This window comes from Burkholderia sp. Bp8984, assembly GCF_003853755.1.
In the GTDB taxonomy this organism is placed as follows: Bacteria; Pseudomonadota; Gammaproteobacteria; order Burkholderiales; family Burkholderiaceae; genus Burkholderia.
On record NZ_QTQN01000005.1, the window covers coordinates 94,716 to 113,650 of the forward strand.

General features: G+C 72.1%; 9 protein-coding genes. 8 read left to right on the forward strand and 1 reads right to left on the reverse strand.

From position 1 onward, the window contains the following. Positions 1-137 precede the first annotated feature (137 nt). The 7 genes from DID98_RS07460 to DID98_RS07490 all read left to right on the forward strand — a co-directional run bounded on the left by DID98_RS07460 (position 138) and on the right by DID98_RS07490 (position 6,998). Positions 138-806: an RNA polymerase factor sigma-70 gene (locus tag DID98_RS07460; protein ID WP_044843584.1), complete on the forward strand. Its 669-nt coding sequence runs from the start codon at positions 138-140 to the stop codon at positions 804-806. Positions 807-923: 117 nt separating this feature from the next. After that, complete coding sequence (locus tag DID98_RS07465) at positions 924-1,166, forward strand: MbtH family NRPS accessory protein (RefSeq protein ID WP_044843583.1); 243 nt, start codon at positions 924-926, stop codon at positions 1,164-1,166. 44 nt (positions 1,167-1,210) lie between these two features. Continuing rightward, entirely contained in the window at positions 1,211-2,230 is a 1,020-nt protein-coding gene (locus tag DID98_RS07470) for a TauD/TfdA family dioxygenase (RefSeq protein ID WP_124570467.1), read from the forward strand. Beyond that, positions 2,220-3,071, forward strand: a complete 852-nt coding sequence (locus DID98_RS07475) for an ABC transporter ATP-binding protein (RefSeq protein ID WP_124570468.1) — start codon at positions 2,220-2,222, stop codon at positions 3,069-3,071. The genes DID98_RS07470 and DID98_RS07475 overlap by 11 nt, the downstream gene beginning before the upstream one ends. Beyond that, the gene (gene fhuB, locus DID98_RS07480; protein ID WP_124570469.1) at positions 3,068-5,170 is read left to right on the forward strand and encodes a Fe(3+)-hydroxamate ABC transporter permease FhuB; all 2,103 of its coding nucleotides are present in this window, start codon (positions 3,068-3,070) and stop codon (positions 5,168-5,170) included. The genes DID98_RS07475 and fhuB overlap by 4 nt, the downstream gene beginning before the upstream one ends. Next, entirely contained in the window at positions 5,167-5,967 is an 801-nt protein-coding gene (fhuF, locus tag DID98_RS07485) for a siderophore-iron reductase FhuF (RefSeq protein WP_124570470.1), read from the forward strand. The genes fhuB and fhuF overlap by 4 nt, the downstream gene beginning before the upstream one ends. Then, positions 5,967-6,998: an ABC transporter substrate-binding protein gene (locus DID98_RS07490; RefSeq protein WP_124570471.1), complete on the forward strand. Its 1,032-nt coding sequence runs from the start codon at positions 5,967-5,969 to the stop codon at positions 6,996-6,998. Before fhuF ends, DID98_RS07490 begins: the two co-directional genes overlap by 1 nt. A gap of 214 nt (positions 6,999-7,212) precedes the next feature. On the opposite strand, the gene DID98_RS07495 is transcribed toward DID98_RS07490, so the two are convergent. Beyond that, positions 7,213-8,958: a cyclic peptide export ABC transporter gene (locus DID98_RS07495; protein ID WP_124570472.1), complete on the reverse strand. Its 1,746-nt coding sequence runs from the start codon at positions 8,956-8,958 to the stop codon at positions 7,213-7,215. Positions 8,959-9,230: 272 nt separating this feature from the next. On the opposite strand from DID98_RS07495, the gene DID98_RS07505 reads away from it, so the two are divergent. Continuing rightward, positions 9,231-18,929 (forward strand): non-ribosomal peptide synthetase, encoded by a 9,699-nt coding sequence (locus tag DID98_RS07505; RefSeq protein WP_124570473.1) that lies wholly within the window; start codon positions 9,231-9,233, stop codon positions 18,927-18,929. The last annotated feature ends 6 nt before the right edge of the window (positions 18,930-18,935 follow it).

Below are 18,935 nucleotides of genomic sequence, written 5' to 3' on the forward strand. Positions count from 1 at the left end.
CCCGTCCGACAAAAACACGGATCCCGTCAATTAATCAGACAAATCCTGACGATCTGAAGGGACATCCCGTAATCGTATTGAGAATGATTTGCGTTTACGTTAAATTGCGCTATCTCGAAATCTGACGGAGCAGATCGATGGCAATGGCGGAAGTGCTCGAACGGCCGGCAGCCGCAGCGGCGAACCCGTTCCTCGGCAGTTGTCCGGACCTCCCGTCACGTCCCGCACCGCGGGCGCATCGCGGCGCGCAGCCGCGTGCGCAGGGCGCGCTGCTCGACGTGCTGATCGCCCATCGCGCGATGCTCGTCAACGTCGCGCGCGGCTTCGTCGGTTGTGCGAGCCGGGCCGAGGACGTCGTGCACGACGTGTTCGTGAAGCTCGTCGAATTCCCGAACCAGGACGCCGTGCGCCAGCCGGTCGCGTACGTGACGCGGATGGTGCGCAACGCGTCGATCGACGCGTGCCGCCGGCAAAGCCTCGAGAACGTCTATCACACGGAAGAGGACGACGGCTTCGACGTGCCGTCGCCGGAACCGACGCCCGAGGCCGCGCTGCTGACGCGCGACACGCTGCGTCGCGTATGGGCCGCGCTCGACGACCTGCCGGCGCGCAGCCGCGCGGCGTTCGAGATGGTGCGGCTGCGCGAGGAGACGCTGCAGACCGCGGCGCGCGCGCTGAACGTGTCGCAAACCCTCGTGCATTTCATGGTGCGCGACGCGGAGCGGCACTGCGCGGAATGCCTCGACGCATGCCATCGCGGCGTCGCGTGCCCGGTGTTTCTCGGCGGCCGCGCGCGGCGACGGTAAAAAAACGCGCCGGCCAATCGTCTTCAAGACAGGAGCGGCCGATTCAACGGTCCAACGATCCGACGGTCCGGTCACTTGCCGCTTCGCATCCTTCAACCGCTTCCCGTTTTTTCGATCATGACGCAAGCCACGACGCCTTCCGCCGATACCGACGACCTCGTCTACACGGTCGTCATCAACGACGAAGAACAGTATTCGATCTGGCCGACGTTCCGGCCCGTGCCGGCCGGCTGGCGCGAGGTCGGCGTGCGCGGCCCGAAAGCCGACTGCCTCGCGCACATCGAGACCGTCTGGACCGACATGCGCCCCGCGAGCCTGCGCCGCGCGATGGACGGCGAACGCGCGACGCGCACGTCGTGACCCGCCGCGCCGCGATCCGGCGCGTCACCTGAAGAGGACGTTGCATGACCCTGCTTTCGTTGCCGACGCTCGACGACCTGCGTATCGAGCCGGGGCTGCCCACCGTCGTGTCGCCGCGCAGCGCCGACGGCATTTCGATCGACGAGATCGCGCCGCTCGCGCATGCGATCGCGGCCGACACGCTCGAACGGGCGGGCGGTGTGCTGTTCACGGGCTTTCACGTGCCGTCGATCGATGCGTTCCAGCGGTTCGCGGCATCGTTCGGCGATCCGCTGATCGGCTATGAATACGCGTCGACGCCGCGCAGCCAGGTCGAGGGCGCCGTCTACACGTCGACGGAATACCCGCCGCACCGCGCGATTCCGCTGCACAACGAGCAGTCGTACACGCGCGAGTGGCCGCTGCGGATCTGGTTCCATTGCGCGCTCGCGGCGCCGAAGGGCGGGGCGACGCCGATCGCGGACAGCCGCGCCGTCTATCGCGCGCTCGATCCGGCGCTCATCGCGCGCTTCGAGCAGCGCGAGCTGCTGTACGTGCGCAATTTCGGCCAGGGGCTCGACCTGCCGTGGCAGCAATCGTTCGGCACCGAGGAGCCGGCCGAGGTCGAGCGGATGTGCGCGGCACGCGGGATCGAATGCGCATGGCGTACCGACGACGACGGCGAATTGCTGCTGCGCACGCGCGAACGCTGCCAGGCCGTCGCGCGCCATCCGCGCACGGGCGACCGTGTGTGGTTCAACCAGGCGAACCTGTTTCACCTGTCCGCGCTCGACGACGACATGCAGGAAGCGCTCGTCGACGCGGTCGGGCTCGAGAACGTGCCGCGCAACGTGTATTACGGCGACGGCGAGCCGCTCGAGGCCGACGCGCTCGCCGAGATCCGCGGCGTGCTCGACCGCCAGCGCATCGTGTTCCCGTGGCGGACGGGTGACGTGCTGATGCTCGACAACATGCTGACCGCGCACGCACGTGACCCGTTCGAGGGGCCGCGCAAGGTGGTCGTCGCGATGGCGCAGAGTTACACGGTCCCGCGCGCGACCGAACGGAGGACCGATGACGCGTAGTAGCGCCGCGCTGGCCGCGCGCGGGCTGACGGTGGGTTATCGCGACCATGTCGTGATCGACGGGCTGGACCTGTCGATCGCGGCCGGCCGCGTCACGGCGCTGTGCGGCCCGAACGGCTGCGGCAAGAGCACGCTGCTGCGCACGCTCGCGGGCCTGCAGCCCGCGCGTGCGGGCCAGGTCGACGTGAACGGCAAGCCGCTCGCGTCGTTTCGCCGTCGCGCGCTCGCGCGCGAGCTCACGATGCTCGCGCAGTTCAACCAGATTCCGTCGGGCCTGACGGTGCGCGAGCTCGTCGCGTACGGGCGCTACGCGTACGGCGGCTTCCTGCGCGGGCTGTCGCGCGCCGATCATGCGGCGATCGACGAGGCGCTCGACACGAGCGGTCTCGCCGGCGACGCCGGGCGCGACGTCGGCGCGCTGTCGGGCGGCGAGCGGCAGCGCGCGTGGATCGCGATGGCGCTCGCGCAGCAGGCGCCGATCGTGCTGCTCGACGAGCCGACGACCTATCTCGACATCCATCACCAGCTCGACATCCTCGACGCGCTGCGTGCGCTGAACCGCGCGCGCGGGCTGACGATCGTGTGGGTCCTGCACGACCTGAACCAGGCAGCGGCGTACAGCGACGACATCGTGCTGATGCGTGCCGGCCGCCTCGTCGCGCAGGGCTCGCCCGACGCGATGCTGGAGCCTGCGCAGCTGCGCGCGGCGTTCGGCGTCGACATGCTGAAGCTCGCGCATCCGCAGACGGGCGCGCCGATGTGCGTGCCGGCCTACGGACCGCCGGCATCCGGCGCGACGGACGCGTTCGATCGCACAGTCCAGCGGGATATCGCCGTATGACGACGTTCGCGATGCGCAAACGGCTCGCCGCGAGCGGGCAGGGCGCCCACGGTGCGGCAGCCGGCCGCCGCGCCGGCGCGCTTGCGCTCGGCCTCGTCGCGCTGATCGCGGTGCTGGCGGTGCTGCGCGTCGCACCCGACCTGCGCGTGTGGTGGAACGCCGTGCCGGGCAGCGACGCGGCCGCGCTCGCGGGCGTGTTCCTGTTCGATCTCAACCTGCCGCGCGTCGCGGCCGCGCTCGTGGCGGGCGGCTGCCTCGGCATCGCGGGCGCGCTGTTCCAGTCGCTCACGCGCAACCCGCTCGCATCCCCCGACCTGCTCGGCGTGACGGGCGGCGCCCAGCTCGGCCTGCTCGCGGCGATGCTGGTGCCGGCGCTCGCCGGGGTCGCATCAGTGCCGCTGCTGTTCGTCTGCGGGCTGGTCGCCGCCGCGTGCGCGATCGTCGCGGCCGGCGGCTGGCGCGCGACGCCGCTGCGGCTCGTGCTCGCGGGCAGCGTCTGCATGCTGCTGTTCGCGGCGCTGTCGACGCTCGTGCTCGCGTTCTTCGAGCAGAACATCGCGGGCGCCGCGCTGTGGACCAACGGCAGTCTCTATCAGCCGGGCGCGACCGGGCTCGCGCTCGCCGCACGCTGGCTCGTCGTGCCGCTGCTGGCGCTGCCGTTCGTGATCCGGCCGCTGAATCCGCTCGCGCTCGGTGACGAGGCGGCGGCCGCGGCCGGCGTGCGTGTCGACGCGACGCGGCTCGCGGCGACAATCGTCGCCGTCGCGTTCACCAGCGTGGCCGTCAGCATCGCGGGCCCGCTGTCGTATGTCGGGCTGGTCGCGCCGAACCTGCTGCGCCAGGTGCGCGGCGCACGCGCGGCGCGGCTCGGCGTGCTGGTGCCGCTGTCGGCGCTCGCGGGCGGTGCGCTCGTGCTCGTCACCGACAGCGCGGTGCTCGCGTCGGGCCTCGACGCGACGCTGTCGACCGGCGTCGCGATCGCGCTCGTCGGCACGCCGCTGATGCTCGCGATGATCCGGCGCGGCGCCGCGTGGTCGGGCGTGCTGCACGCACAAGCCGAACGCGCGGCCGGCGGCGGGGCGACGCGCATGGTCGGCTGGCTCGAACGGCTCGGCTGGCCGCTGCGCACCGCGCTGTTCGTCGTGGCCGGCGCGCTCGTCGTGTTCGTCGGCGTGTCGGCCGGCCCCGAATGGCTGTCGCCGGCACGCTGGTCCGCCGCGCTGTCGGGTCACGATCCCGTCGCGCGGATGCTGATCGACCTGCGCATGCCGCGGCTGCTGTGTGCGCTCCTAGCGGGTGCGCTGCTGGCGGTGAGCGGGGTCGCGATGCAGAGCGTCGTGCGCAACCCGCTCGCCGGCCCCGAAGTGCTCGGCGTCACGCAGGGCGCGGGGCTCGTCACGCTGTTCGCGTTGTCGACGTGGCCGCTGATGGGGCATGTGACGCTCGCGGCGGCCGCGTTGAGCGGCGGTGCGGCGTCGCTCGCGATCACGCTCGTGCTGAATCACCGGCATCGTTACGCACCGCTCGCGGTCGCGCTGACCGGCATCGCGATCGGCGCGCTGTGGACCACGCTCGCGCAATGGCTGATCACGCAGCAAAGCGTGCAGCCCGCGCGCTTCGTCGTCTGGCTCGTCGGCGGCACCTACGGCCGCAGCTGGGGCGAGGTGTCGATGCTGCTGCCGTGGTGCGTGCTGGCGCTGCCGGTATTCGCGTGGCTCGCGCGGCCGCTCGACATGCTCGCGCTCGGCGACGACCAGGCGGCCGCGCTCGGCCTGCCGGTCGCCGCGCTGCGGCCGCTCGCGCTGACGATCGCGACGCTCGCCGCCTGCGCGGCCGTCGCGGCGGTCGGCCCGGTCGGCTTCATCGGGCTGATGGCGCCGCACGTCGCGACGATGCTCGGCGCGCGCCGGCATCGCACGCGGCTGTGGCTCGCGGCCGCATGCGGCGCGCTGATTCTCGGCCTCGCCGATCTGGCCGCCCGCACGGTCGTCGCGCCGCGCGAAGTGCCGGCCGGCGTGCTGACCGCGCTGATCGGCGCGCCTTACCTGCTCGGGTTGCTGATCCTCGAGGGGCGCCGCGCCCGGCGCGCGGGGCGATGACGCCGGCGCTCGACGGCGCACGCGCCACGCGATTCTCCGCGTTCGCGCCCGAACCGTTCGCCGCGCATCTCGACGCCGTGTGGCTCGGGATGCCCGACGACACGCACGCGCCGGGCCGGATCGTCGTGCCGGTCAGCGCGCTGCCCGAGCATCGCGATACGGTGCTCGACGCGATGGTCCGCCACTACGGCGGCGATCCGGTGCTGCATGCGCGCGCGCTGATGTCGCAATGGAGCAAGTACTACTTCGGCCGCGCGGCGCCCGCCGGCGTGGTCGCCGCGCTGACGCTCGGCCGGCCGCTCGACATGGCGCCGGAGCGCACCTTCGTCGCGCTCGACGACGGGATGCCGGCCGCGTTGTATGTCTCGCCTGACGCGCTCGGCGCACCGTGCGACGAACCTGCGCCGCGCTATGCGGGGCTCGTCGCGCATCTCGGCGCGGTGATCGACCTGCTCGCGGCGATGGGCCGCGTCACGCCGCGCGTGCTGTGGAGCAACGCGGGCAACCTGCTCGACTATCTGCTCGACACGTACCGCGCGCTGCCGTGCGCGGCCGATCCCGTTCGCGATGCCGACTGGCTGTTCGGCGCGTCGTGCGTCGCCGGCGAGCCGAATCCGCTGCGCATGCCGGTGCGCGACGCCGTGCCGCGCTCGCCGCTGCTGCCGACGCCGTTTCGCGCGCGCCGCGTATGCTGCCTGCGCTATGAAATTCCTGGAGAAACGCAACTGTGTGGAAGCTGCCCGCTGCTATTGACGATGGACGACGCGGCGCTGGCCGGGCAGGATGCGATCCGGTGATGCCGGTACCGCATGCCGGCCGCCGCCATGCGCTCGCGGCACTGGCCGCGCTCGGCGCCGCGTGCTGCGGTGCGCCGGCCGTCGCGATCGCGGACGGCGCGCGCGCCGGGCAGGGCGGCATGCCGTCGCAACCGGGCCGCTCGCTCGCCGCCAACCCCGTCGTGTCGCAGGCGAGCGCGACGATGCCCGTGCGGCCGCAGCGCGTGGTCGCGCTCGACTTCATGTTCGCGGAAAGCGTGATCGCGCTCGACCTCGTGCCGGTCGGCATGGCCGATACCGCGTTTTATCCGGGCTGGCTCGGCTACCAGAGCGACCGGCTCGCGCACGTGACCGACATCGGTTCGAGGCAGGAGCCGGGGCTCGAGGCGATTGCCGCGGTGAAGCCCGACCTGATCATCGGCGTCGGCTTCCGGCATGCGCCGATCTTCGCCGCGCTCGACCGGATCGCGCCGACGATCCTGTTCCAGTTCAGCCCGAACGTGTCGGAACGCGGCGTGCCCGTCACGCAGCTCGACTGGATGCGCCAGATCTTCCGGACGATCGGTCGCGTGACCGGGCGCGAGGCACGCGCACAGGCGGTCGAAGCGCAACTCGACGCAGGGATCGCGCGCAATGCGGCGCGGCTCGCGGCCGCGGGCCGCGGCGGCGAACGCATCGCACTGCTGCAGGATCTCGGGCTGCCCGACCGCTACTGGGCCTATACGGGCAACAGCACGTCGGCCGGCCTCGCGCGCGCGCTCGGGCTCGACCCGTGGCCGAAGAAGCCGACGCGGGAAGGCACGCTTTACGTGACGTCCGCCGATCTGCTCCGGCAACGCGATCTCGCCGTGCTGTTCGTCACCGCGACGGGGATGGACGTGCCGCTGTCGTCGAAACTCGATTCGCCGGTGTGGCGTTTCGTGCCCGCGCTGCGCGAGCGCAGGATCGCGCTGGTCGAGCGGAACATCTGGGGGTTCGGCGGGCCGATGTCGGCGCTGAAGCTGGCCGACGTGATGACCGATACGATGCTGACGCTGCCGGCCGTGCGCTGAACGCGCGGCGGGTCGTGCGCGGGTGGGGTGGCGTGGTCGCGAATTGCATTGTCTCGCGCGTGTTGCGCGAATGCCTGTTCCGCTGCATTCCGTCGACGTCGCAAACGATATATCTCAGGTTCTTCCGGTACTTCCCGACGCTCACCATCCTTCGAACCTGAAACCGCCTGCGTGCAGCATCCGCTGCGCGCAGGCGGCAGGTGTTTGACGATACTTACGCGCTCAGCACATCCGCACCATCGCGTGCGCGTGACCGCGCGGGCGTCGTATCGCTGACGATCTGCCCGTTGTCGAGCTTCAGCAGGCGATCGGCGAGACCGAAATAGCGGTCGTCGTGCGTGATCACGATCACGGCCTTGCCGCGCGCGCGCAGCTCGGGCAGCAACTGTTCGTAGAACACCGCCTTGAACGACGGATCCTGGTCGGCCGCCCATTCGTCGAACAGGTAGAACGGCCGGTCCTCCAGGTACGCGACGACGAGCGCGAGCCGCTTGCGCTGCCCGGTCGACAGCGCGCGGTTCGAGAACGCGCCGTCGACGACCTTCACCTTGTGATCGAGCGCGAGCTTCGCGACCAGCGCGTTCGCGCGCGCATCGGCCTGCGTCCGCGCCGGATCGTCGGGATCGACGATGCCGAGCAGCGCATCGAACAGGTGGAAGTCGTTGAACACCGCGCTGAAACGCTGCCGGTACGCGGCGCGCTCGCGCCAGCCGATCGGGCGGCCGTCGACCTCGATCGTGCCTTCCTCCGGCTCGTAGAGCCCCGTCAGCACCTTCGCGAGCGTCGTCTTGCCGCTGCCGTTGCCGCCGACGATGAACACGAGCTCGCCCGGCCGGATCGTCAGGTCGATCGGCCCGATGCGGAACATCCGTTCGTCGCGCTCGTGGAAATACGCGTGCGTGACGCCGCGCAGCGTGACGGCGCCTGCCGGCGGCACGTCGGGCGCGTCGCTCGCAGGCGGCACCGTCCGCAGCGCGCCGAATTCGGCCATCACGCCTTCGATGCGCCCGAGCGACACGCGCGCCGCGTTGACGGTCGGCAGGTTGTTCAGCAGACCGTCGAGCGGCACCAGCATGAACAGGAACACGACGACGTAGCCGGCCGCCGTGCCCGCATCGGCATGCACGCCGAGCTGCGGCCAGAACGCGGCCGCGCCGAGGAACACGTAGAACAGGAAGATGATCCAGCCGACGCCGATCGCATACGCGCTGAACGCGCGGCGGCGGTGGTCGCGCACCTCGCCGATCGCGGCGCCGAGCTGGCCGTCGACGAACTGGCGCGCGCGCGCGTCGTGCAGCTTCAGTTCCTTCGCGCCGGAGAACAGCGAGCCGAGATAGCCGAACAGGCGGTCCTGCGCGTGGCCGGCCGCCTCCAGCGACGCGATCGCGCGGCGATCGCCGGTGTGATAGCCGAGCGAGCCGGCGACGATCGCGGTCAGCGCGAGCACGCACACGGGCCACGACAGCCACGCGAGATAGCCGAGGCAGCCGAACACGATCGAGCCGTGCATCACCAGGTTCGGCAGCGCGAAGAACAGCATCGACACGTTGGTCGCGTCGTCGGTCAGCACCGACTGCACGGGCGCCGCGCCGATCCGCTCGATGTCGCGCAGCTCGGCCGCGCCGACGCGCCGCGCGAGGTGCATGCGCAGCCGCGCCATCGTGTCCTGCGACAGCCGGGCGAACAGCGTGCCCGACACGATCCGCGTGACGAGCGCGATCACCGCGCACAGCGCGAAGCGCCACGCGAGCGCCGCGTCGGCCGCGCCGGGCGTCGCGAGCGCGCGGTTCAGCGTCGCGACGAGCAGCACGCTCGCGACGCCGTTGAGCACGCAGGCGACGAGCGCCAGCGCGAGCGACGCGCGGCTTTCGCGCAGCAACGCGAGGATCAGGCGGGCCGCGGGGCGGCCGGGGGGGGCGTCGAGGGACGGCGGGGAAGAGGGCTCGTGGGCAGCGGTCATCGGCAACGTCGGTAAATGAAGGGCAGGCAAACCCTGCGGAAACGGCAAGACTGATGCGAAAGCGGCGCGCGGGGCGGGCCCGGTTGCGACTTTCCTCCCTGATAGACGAACGGGCCGCGCAAATATTTAGCCCTGCCTTCAAAAAATGCATCCGTGCCGGCTTTGCGCGCAAAACGGTAAAAAATCGGCCGCGCCGTTCGTCACACCAGTGAAGCCGCCCCATGCGGCCCCGAGACTTGGCCGAAGCGGCCGGACCGAAGGACTTCACGCACATGACGAGTTTCCCGACTGCGTTGCATCACCGAATCCGCGAACTGGCGCGCCGCGCGCCCGACGCCCCGGCGCTCGCCGCGCCTTTCCAGAACGACCTGCGCCTGTCGCGCGGCGCGCTCGACGCGCGTGCGTCGCACCTTGCCCGCCAACTGCGCGCGGCCGGTGTCGGCGCGGAAGTGCGGGTGGGTGTCTGCGTCGAGCGCTCGTGCGAGCTGTTCGTCGCGCTGCTCGCCGTGCTGAAGGCGGGCGGCGTATTCGTGCCGCTCGATCCGCGTCATCCGGCCGCGCGCCTCGACTGGATCGTCCGCGATGCGCAACTGCGGCACGGCGTCGTCGATGCGGCCGGCCGCGCGGCGCTCGGCGCGTCGTTCGATCACGCGTTCGACGCAAGCTCCGCGGATGCCGCTGCCTGCGTCGACGACGAAGACGCGCCGGTACATCCGCGCTCGGCCGCCTACATGATCTATACGTCGGGCTCGACCGGCACGCCGAAGGCGGTGATCGTCGAGCACGGGCCGCTCGCCGCGCATTGCGATGCGCTCGCGGCCGCGCTGCCGATCGCGGGCGGCGACCGCCTGCTGCATTTCGCGTCGGTCAATTTCGATGCCGCGCACGAGTGCTGGCTCGCGCCGCTCGCGGTTGGCGCGAGCGTGACGATCGCGCCGCCGCAACCGTTCGCGCCGGACGCCGCGCATGCGCTGATGGTGCGCGAAGCGGTCAGCGTTGCCGCATTTCCGCCGGCCTACCTGCGCGAATTCGCGGCCGTCGCCGCGCGCGACGGCGTGCCGCCGGCCTTGCGCGTGCTCGCGTTCGGCGGCGAAGCGCTGCCGCAACAGGCATTCGAATTCGTGCGCCGCACGTTCCCGTCGGTACGGCTGATCAACGGCTACGGGCCGACCGAGGCCGTGATCTCGCCGATGCTGTGGCCGGTCGAGCCGGGTGAAATGCCCGCGCTGGCGGCGGACGATGCGTATGCGTCGCTGCCGATCGGTCGCGCGATCGGCCCGCGTGTCGCGCGCATCGACGGCGACGCGGCCGGCGAGCCGAATGAAGCGGGCGAGGGCGGCGAGCTGCTGCTCGGCGGCGTGTGTCTCGCGCGCGGCTATCACGGCCGCCCGGCGCTGACGGCCGAACGCTTCATTCCCGATGCGCACGGCGAGCCCGGTGCCCGCGTCTATCGCACCGGCGATCTTGCACGCCTGCGCGCCGACGGTGCGTTCGATTATCTCGGCCGCCTCGACGATCAGGTCCAGGTGCGCGGCGTGCGTGTGGAGCCCGCGGAAATCGCCGCGTGCCTGCGCACGCATCCGGCAGTGGCCGACGCGGCCGTGATCGCCGAAACCGGCAACGGGCCGACGCGGCTGATCGCGTGCGTCGCGCTGCGCGCGGCCGCCGACGATGCGGAGCTGAAGGCGCACGTGGGCGCGCAATTGCCCGCCGCGTGGCAGCCGCACCGCTTCGTGCGCTGCGCTGCGCTGCCGTACACGCTGAACGGCAAGCTCGACCGTGCCGCGCTGCGCGAGCGCAGCGCCGCCGCGCGCGACGCCGAAGCTCCCGCCGGCGCCGCGCCGTGCACGCCGACCGAAGCGCAGATCGCCGGCTTCTGGCAGACGCTGCTCGGCCTCGACGCGACGCCGTCGCGCGACGACCGCTTCTTCGCGCTGGGCGCCGATTCGCTCGCCGCGATGCAACTGCAGGCCGCGATCCGCGCCGCGTTGCGCGTGAACCTGCGGCTCGACACGCTGTTCGCCGATCCGGCACTGGCCGAGCTGGCCGCGCACGTCGATCAGGCGGAGCGCGAGACGGGCGAGCCGCTGGCCGCGATTGCCGCACGCCGCGTACCTGGCGACGCCGCCGCATCGGGTGCCCCGTATGTCGATCGCGCGGCATCGCTCGCACAGCAACGCTTCTGGGTGCTCGCGCAAACGCGCGATGCCAGCGCCGCGTATCACATCGCCGCGCACTGGACGATCGACGGCGCGCTCGATCGCGCTGCGCTGCAGCGTGCGCTCGATCACGTGATCGGGCGGCACGACGCGTGGCGCACGACGCTCGTCGACAACGACGACGGCATCGTGATGCAGCGCATCCATGCCCGTCTGCCGGTTACGATCGCGACGCTCGACTTGCGCGACCAGCCGCCGGCCGCTCGCGACGCGCAAGCCGCGCGTATCGCCGAGCGCGACGCGGGCGCACCGTTCGATCTGTCGAACGGACCGCTGCTGCGCGCGACGCTCGTCGTGCTCGCCGACGATCGCCACCGGCTGCTGCTGACCGCGCACCACGCGATCACCGACGGCTGGAGCTCGCGCTGCGCATTCGACGAATTGTCGGCCGCGTACCGTGCGTATGCGGAAGGCCGCGAACCGGCGTTGCCGCCACTGCCGGTCCAGTACGCCGACTATGCGGACTGGCAGCGCGACATGCTCGCCGGCGGCGAAGGCGAGCGTCAGCTCGATTACTGGCGCGACGCCTTGCGCGACGTGCCGGGCCCGCTCGCGCTGCCGGTCGATCGGAAGCCGGGTGCGACGCGCACGCTGCAGGGCGCACGCGTGTCGGTTCGCCTGCCCGACACGGTTGCGGCGGACGTCCGGCGTCTCGCGCGCGACGCGCAGGCCACGGTCTTCACGGTACTGCTGGCTGCGCTCGATGCATGGCTGTCGCGCCTGACCGGCGAGACCGACGTGGTCGTCGCGGTGCCGGTCGCGCATCGGCAGCGGCCGGAAACCCGCGCGCTGCTCGGCCTGTTCCTGAACACGGTCGCGCTGCGCGTGCGGGTGGCGCCGACGCTGCCGTTCCGCGCGCTGGTCGACGCGGCGCGCACGGCGGCACTCGACATGGTCGCGCACCAGGACGTGCCGTTCGAGCGCGTCGTCGATGCGGTGAAACCGCCGGTCCGGCGCGGCGACGAATGGCTGCGCGTGAAATTCGCGCAGCAGTTCGATGCGCGGCACGACAGCGTGCTGCCGGGCGCGACCGCCGTTGCGACGCCGGGGCCCGATCTCGCCGCGCGCTTCGACTTCGCGCTTGATTTCACCGACGACGCGCACGGGATCGAACTGGTCGCCGCCTATGCGATCGACTGCATCGATGCCGACACCGCGCGCGCATGGCTCGACAGCTATGCGGCGCTCGTCGCGTCCGCCGCACATGAACCGCACCGCGCGACGGCCGCGCTGCCGTGCGATGCGTCGCCGGCATCGCGCCAGCCGCGCGACGGCCGTGCGTTGCGGATCGAACACGCCGACATCGTCGCCGCGTTCGCGCGGCAGGCCGCCGCGTATCCGCATCGCGTCGCACTCGCCGATGCGTCGGCGTCGCTGACGTTCGCCGAACTCGACGATGCATCGAACCGTATCGCACATGCGCTGAAACTGCGCGGCGCGACGGCCGAAGCACCCGTCATCGTCTGCATCGAGCGCTCGGCCCGCTTCGTCGTCGGCCTGCTCGGCGCACTGAAGGCCGGCGCGCTGGCCGTGCTGCTCGACCCGGCCCAGCCGGCCGCGCGCCTCGTGGCCGCGGCCGCCGATTGCGGCGCGCGCTGGGCGCTCGTCGCGCAGCAGCCGGACGGGGCCGCGTGGCCGGCCGGCAGCGCCGCACAGCCGCTCGACGTCGACACGCTCGCGCAGGACGCGACGCTCGCGCATGCGGCGGGCATCCGCGTCGCGCCGCATCCGGAACAGGGCGCGTACCTGATCTATACGTCGGGTTCGACCGGCACGCCGAAGGGTGTCGTCGTGTCTCACGGCGCACTGGCCGACTACGTGCAGGGGATGCTCGACGAACTCGCGTTCGCACCGGACGCGTCGTTCGCGATGGTGTCGACGGTTGCCGCCGACCTCGGCCACACGACGTTGTTCGGCGCGCTGTGCGCGGGCCGCACGCTGCACCTGCTGCCGGCCGCGTGCGCGTTCGATCCGGACCTGTTCGCCGACGAGATGCGCCGCCGCGACGTCGGCGTGCTGAAGATCGTGCCGAGCCACCTGCAGGCGCTGCTCGACGCGCGCGTGCCGGCCGACGTGCTGCCGCGCCATGCGCTCGTGACCGGCGGCGAAACGCTGACGTGGGCGCTCGTCGCGCGAATCGCCGCGCTCGCGCCGGCCTGCCGCGTGATCAACCATTACGGGCCGACCGAGGCGACCGTCGGCGCGATCGCGTGCGACACCGCGTCGATCGCCGCCGATGCCCGCGACCCCGCGAGCGGCGTGCCGCTCGGCGGCCCGCTGCCGAATGCGCGCGCGCTGGTGCTCGACGCGTTCGGCGCGTGCGTGCCGGCCGGCGCGGCGGGCGAACTGTATCTCGGCGGCCCGGGCGTGGCGCGCGGCTACCTGAACCGGCCCGCGCAGACCGCCGAGCGCTTCGTGCCCGATCCGTTCGCGGCCGGTGCGCGCCTGTATCGAACCGGCGATCGCGTACGCCTGCGCGCGGACGGCCGTCTCGCGTTCCTCGGCCGCATCGACGACCAGGTGAAGATTCGCGGCTATCGCGTCGAGCCGGGCGAGGTGAGCACGGCGGTACGCGCGGCCGGCCCGATCGCGCAGGCCGAGACGCTCGCGATCGAGCACGACGCCCGCCTGCGGCTCGCCACGTTCGTCGTGATGCGCGACGGCGCGGCATTCGACGAAGCGGCCGTGCGCGCGGCGCTCGGCGCGGCGTTGCCCGACTACATGGTGCCCGCGCAGTTCGTCGTGCTCGCACGCCTGCCGGTGACCGCGAACGGCAAGCTCGATCGCGCGGCGCTGCGCGAACTGGCCGCAGCGCCGGTGGCGGTGGCCGCCGGCGATGCGCCGCAGGGGCCGGTCGAAACGGCGCTCGCCGAAGTCTGGCAAGCGGTGCTGAAGGCGCCGCACGTCGGCCGCGACGACAATTTCTTCGAGCTCGGCGGCGATTCGATCCTCGTGCTGCAGGTGATCGCACGCGCCCGCAAGCGCGGCGTGCGCTTCACGCCGAAGCAGCTGTTCGACGGCCCGACCGTCGCCGAACTCGCGCGCATCGCGAAGATCGAGGACGTTGCCGCCGCAACGACATCGACCGCGCCGGCTCGGTCCGCAACCGCTTCCGCAGCGGTCCTGACGCCTGCACAGCAGCGCTTCTTCGCGCTCGACGTGCCGCATCCGGGCCACTGGAACCAGTCCGTCGCGTTCGACGTGCGCGGTCCGTTCGACGCCGACGCATTCGCACGTGCATTCGACGCGTTGCTCACCCATCACGACGCATTCCGCCAGCGCTTCGCGCGTGGCGCGGACGGCAAGTGGCGCGCGAGCGATGCGCCGAAACCCTACGACGCGCTGCCGTTCGTCGAAGTCGCCGCGCGCGACGAAGCCGACGCACTGGCGCGCTTCGACGCGTTGCAGCGTCGCCTCGACCTCGGCCGCGGGCCGCTCGCGTGCGCATGCGCCGCGCGTCTGCCGGACGGCGCGGCGCGGCTGTATCTGGCGATTCACCACGCGATCGTCGACGGCGTGTCGTGGCGCATCCTGCTCGACGACCTCGACGCCGCGTATCGCGCCGCATGCGAGCGCACGCCCGTTCGCCTCTCGCAGCCGGGCCTGCGCGCGGATGCGTGGGCCGCGCGCCTCGCGCGTGCCGCGACGGAGCCGGCATCGCCGTTCGCGGCTGAAGCGGCTTACTGGGCCGGCATGGCACAGGGCGACGACCTGGTGCCCGATCATCCCGACGCACCGGCGACGAACGCCGACGCGGCGGTCGTCGTGCAGACCATCGACGCGGCATTGACCCGCGCCGCGCTGACCGACGCGCACGCCGCGTATCGCACGCAGACGATCGAACTGCTGGGCGCGGCGCTCGCGCTGGCGCTTGCCGGTGCCGACGGCGCCGCGTCGTGCCGCGTCGAACTCGAGGGGCATGGCCGCGAGGCGCTGTTCGACGATGCGGACGCGAGCCGCACGATCGGCTGGCTGACGAGCCACTATCCGGTCACGCTGCCGGTCGAAGCCACCGCGCGCGACACGCTGTGCGCGGTCAAGGACACGCTGCGCGCGGTGCCGCACAAGGGGCTCGGCTTCGGCGTGCTCGCGCACTACGGCGACGCGGCGACGCGGGCGGCGCTGGCCGCCGTGCCGCGTCCGCGCGTCACGTTCAACTATCTCGGCCAGTTCGACGCACCGCGCGACGCGACGCTCGTGCCGCGCTTCGGCGGCACCGGCATCGAGCGCGACCCGCAAGGGCCGCTCGGCAACACGCTCGCGATCCATGCGTATCTCGATACCGACCGCGACGGCGCACGCACGCTGAAGGTTCACTGGGTATACGGCGCGCCGCAGTTCGAGCGCGCGACGATCGATGCGCTCGCGGAACGCTTTGCGGCCGCACTGCGCGAACTCGCCGACGCATGCGCATCGCGTGTCGCGCATCGCGGCGGCGGCGCGACGCCGGGCGACTTCCCGCTCGCGCAGGCTGCCGGCCTCACGCAGGCCGCGATCGAGCGCGCGCCGCTCGACTGGCGCACGATCGACGACGTGTATCCGCTGTCGCCGATGCAGCAGGGGATCCTGTTCCATGCGCTGTTCGCGCCCGGTCATGCGAGCTACGTGAACCAGCTCGTCGCGACCGCGACGGCGCTCGATGCCGACCGGCTCGCGGCCGCGTTCGCCGCATCGGTCGCACGTCACGACATCCTGCGCACCAGCGTGATGCCCGACGAGGCCGCACCGCTGCAATGCGTGCATCGCCATGCGCGGATGCCGGTCGAGCAACTCGACTGGCGTACGCGCGGCGACACGCTCGACGCCGACTTCGACGCGTGGCTCGCGGTCGATCGCGCACGCGGCTTCGACTGGCGCGAGCCGCCGCTGATGCGGCTCACGCTGATCCGCGTGACGGACGACGCGTGGCGCGTCGTGTGGACGCGCCACCACGTGCTGCTCGACGGCTGGAGCACCGCGCGCCTGCTCGCGGACGTGCTGCGCGACTATCGCGACCCCGATGCGGTGTCGCCGTTCGCGAGCCGCCCGGCGCTGCGCTATCGCGACTTCATCGCGTGGCTCGGCACGCGCGACCGCGACGCCGATGAGCGTTTCTGGACCGGGCGGCTCGCGCGCCTCGATGCGCCGACGCTGATCGCCGAGCGTGTGGCCGACCGCGCGGACGCCGAGATGGTCACGTGGCGCGCGACGATCGACGCGGCCGCGACGACGCGTATCGCGCACACGGCGCGCGCGCTGAAGCTGACCGTCAACACGCTGGTGCAGGGCGCGTGGGCGCTCGCGCTGCAGCGCATGACGCACCAGCCGGCCGTCGCGTTCGGCGCGACCGTCGCGGGCCGTCCCGATGCGCTCGCGGACGTCGATACGGTGCTCGGCCTTTTCATCAACACGCTGCCGGTGATCACGGCACCCGCGCCGCAACAACGCGCGGCCGACTGGCTGCAGGGATTGCAGCGCGAGAACGCGGCGGCTGCCGAGCATGCGCATACGCCGCTCGCCGACATCCAGCGCTGGGCGCGCGGCGCCGGCGGCGCACTGTTCGACACGCTGGTCGTGTTCGAGAACTACCCGGTCGACGACACGGCGCGCGATGCCGATCCGCGTGCGCTCGCGCTGAGCGGCGTGCGCAGCATCGAGTCGACCGATTTCGCGCTGACGCTCGTGATCGAAAGCGGCGCCGAGCTGACGATCGACTACGGCTACGACACCGCGCGCGTCGATGCGCACCAGGTCGAGACCTGGCACCGCGCGTTCGCGTGCGCGCTCGATGCGCTGGCCCGCACGCCCGACGCGCTGCTCGGCACGCTGTCGATCGCCGACGACGCGACGCGCGACGCGCTGGCCCGCGCGCAGGACACCGCACGGAGCTGGCCGGACGCGCAACGGCAACCGCTGCATCTGCAATTCGCGGACGCCGCACGCGCAACGCCCGATGCGATCGCACTCGAATACGCGGATGCCCAGGGCCACGTGCAACGCGCGACCTATCGCGAACTCGACCGGAACACGACGCGCGTCGCCGCCGCCTTGCGCCGGCGCGGCGTGCAGCCCGACACGCCGGTCGCGCTGTGCGTCGAGCGTTCGTTCGACATGGTGACGGCGCTCGTCGGCGTGCTGAAGGCCGGCGCCGCGTACCTGCCGGTCGACCCCGACTATCCGGCCGAGCGCATCGCGTACCTGCTGCGCGACGCGCGGCCCGCGGTCGCGATCACGCAGGCCCATCTGAGCGCGCGAGTCGAGGCTGCGCTCGGCGACGACGCGACGACGCAGTTGCTGACGGTCGCCGATCTGCTCGCCGATGAAGCGAACGATGGCGGCGAGTACGGCGAAGCGGGCGATGCCGCCGAGATCGCGACCGACATCGACGCCGCCCAGCTAGCGTACCTGATCTACACGTCCGGCTCGACCGGCAAGCCGAAGGGCGCCGGCAACTCGCACGGCGCGCTCGCGAACCGGATCGCGTGGATGCAGCACGCGTACCGACTCACGCGCGACGACGTCGTGCTGCACAAGACGCCGTTCGGTTTCGACGTGTCGGTGTGGGAATTCGTGTGGCCGCTCGCGACCGGCGCGAAGCTCGCGATCGCCGCGCCCGGCGACCACCGCGATCCGGCCCGCCTCGCGGCCGCGATCCATGCGCACGGCGTGACGGTGCTGCACTTCGTGCCGTCGATGCTGGCCGCGTTCGCCGCGTATCTCGACGATTTCCAGGCCGCCGCGCAATGCGACAGCGTGCGCCTGATCGTCGCGAGTGGCGAGGCGCTCGCGCCGGAACTCGTCGCGAAGGTCGCGCGGCTCGTGCCGAACGCGACGCTCGTGAACTTGTACGGGCCGACGGAAGCCGCGATCGACGTGTCGCACTGGACCTGCGGCCCCGACGACGCCAACGCATTCGCGGTGCCGATCGGCCATCCGATCGCGAACCTGCAGCTGCACGTGCTCGACGCGGCCTGGCAGCCGGTGCCGGCCGGCGCGACCGGCGAACTGTATCTGGCCGGCGCGGGGCTCGCGCGCGGCTATCTCGGCCGCTCGGGGCTGACCGCCGAGCGTTTCGTGCCCGATCCGTTCGTGCCGGGCGCGCGCATGTATCGCACCGGCGACCTCGCACGGCGTCGCGCCGACGGCGCGCTCGACTACCTCGGCCGCGTCGACACACAGGTGAAGCTGCGCGGCCAGCGGATCGAGCCGGGTGAAATCGAGGCGCTGCTGCGCACGGCGCCGGGCGTGCACGACGCGGTCGTGATCGTGCGCGACGATCAGCTGATCGGCTATGTCGCACGCGGCGACGCGGGGCCGCTCGACCGTGCGGCCATGCTCGATTCGCTGCGCGCGCAGCTGCCGGCCTACATGGTGCCGTCGCAGCTGATCGAACTCGACGCGCTGCCGGTCACGCCGAACGGCAAGTGCGACCGCCATGCGTTGCCCGCACCGGTGCGCGAGGCGGCCGCGGCCAGCGAACTCGCGACCGACACGGAGCGCACGCTCGCGGCGATCTGGCAACGCGTGCTGCACGTCGACGCGATCGGCCGCGACGACGATTTCTTCCTGCTCGGCGGCCACTCGCTGCTCGCGACGCAAGCCCATGCGCAGGCGAACCTGCACTGGGGCCTCGCGCTGCCGCTGCGCTCGCTGTTCGACACCCGCACGCTCGCACGCTGCGCGGACGCGATCGATGTGGCCTGCGCGGCACGCGGCGCGACCGACGCGGCGAGCGCGATCGACGCGCTGCTCGGCGAACTGGAAACCCAATAAGGACGA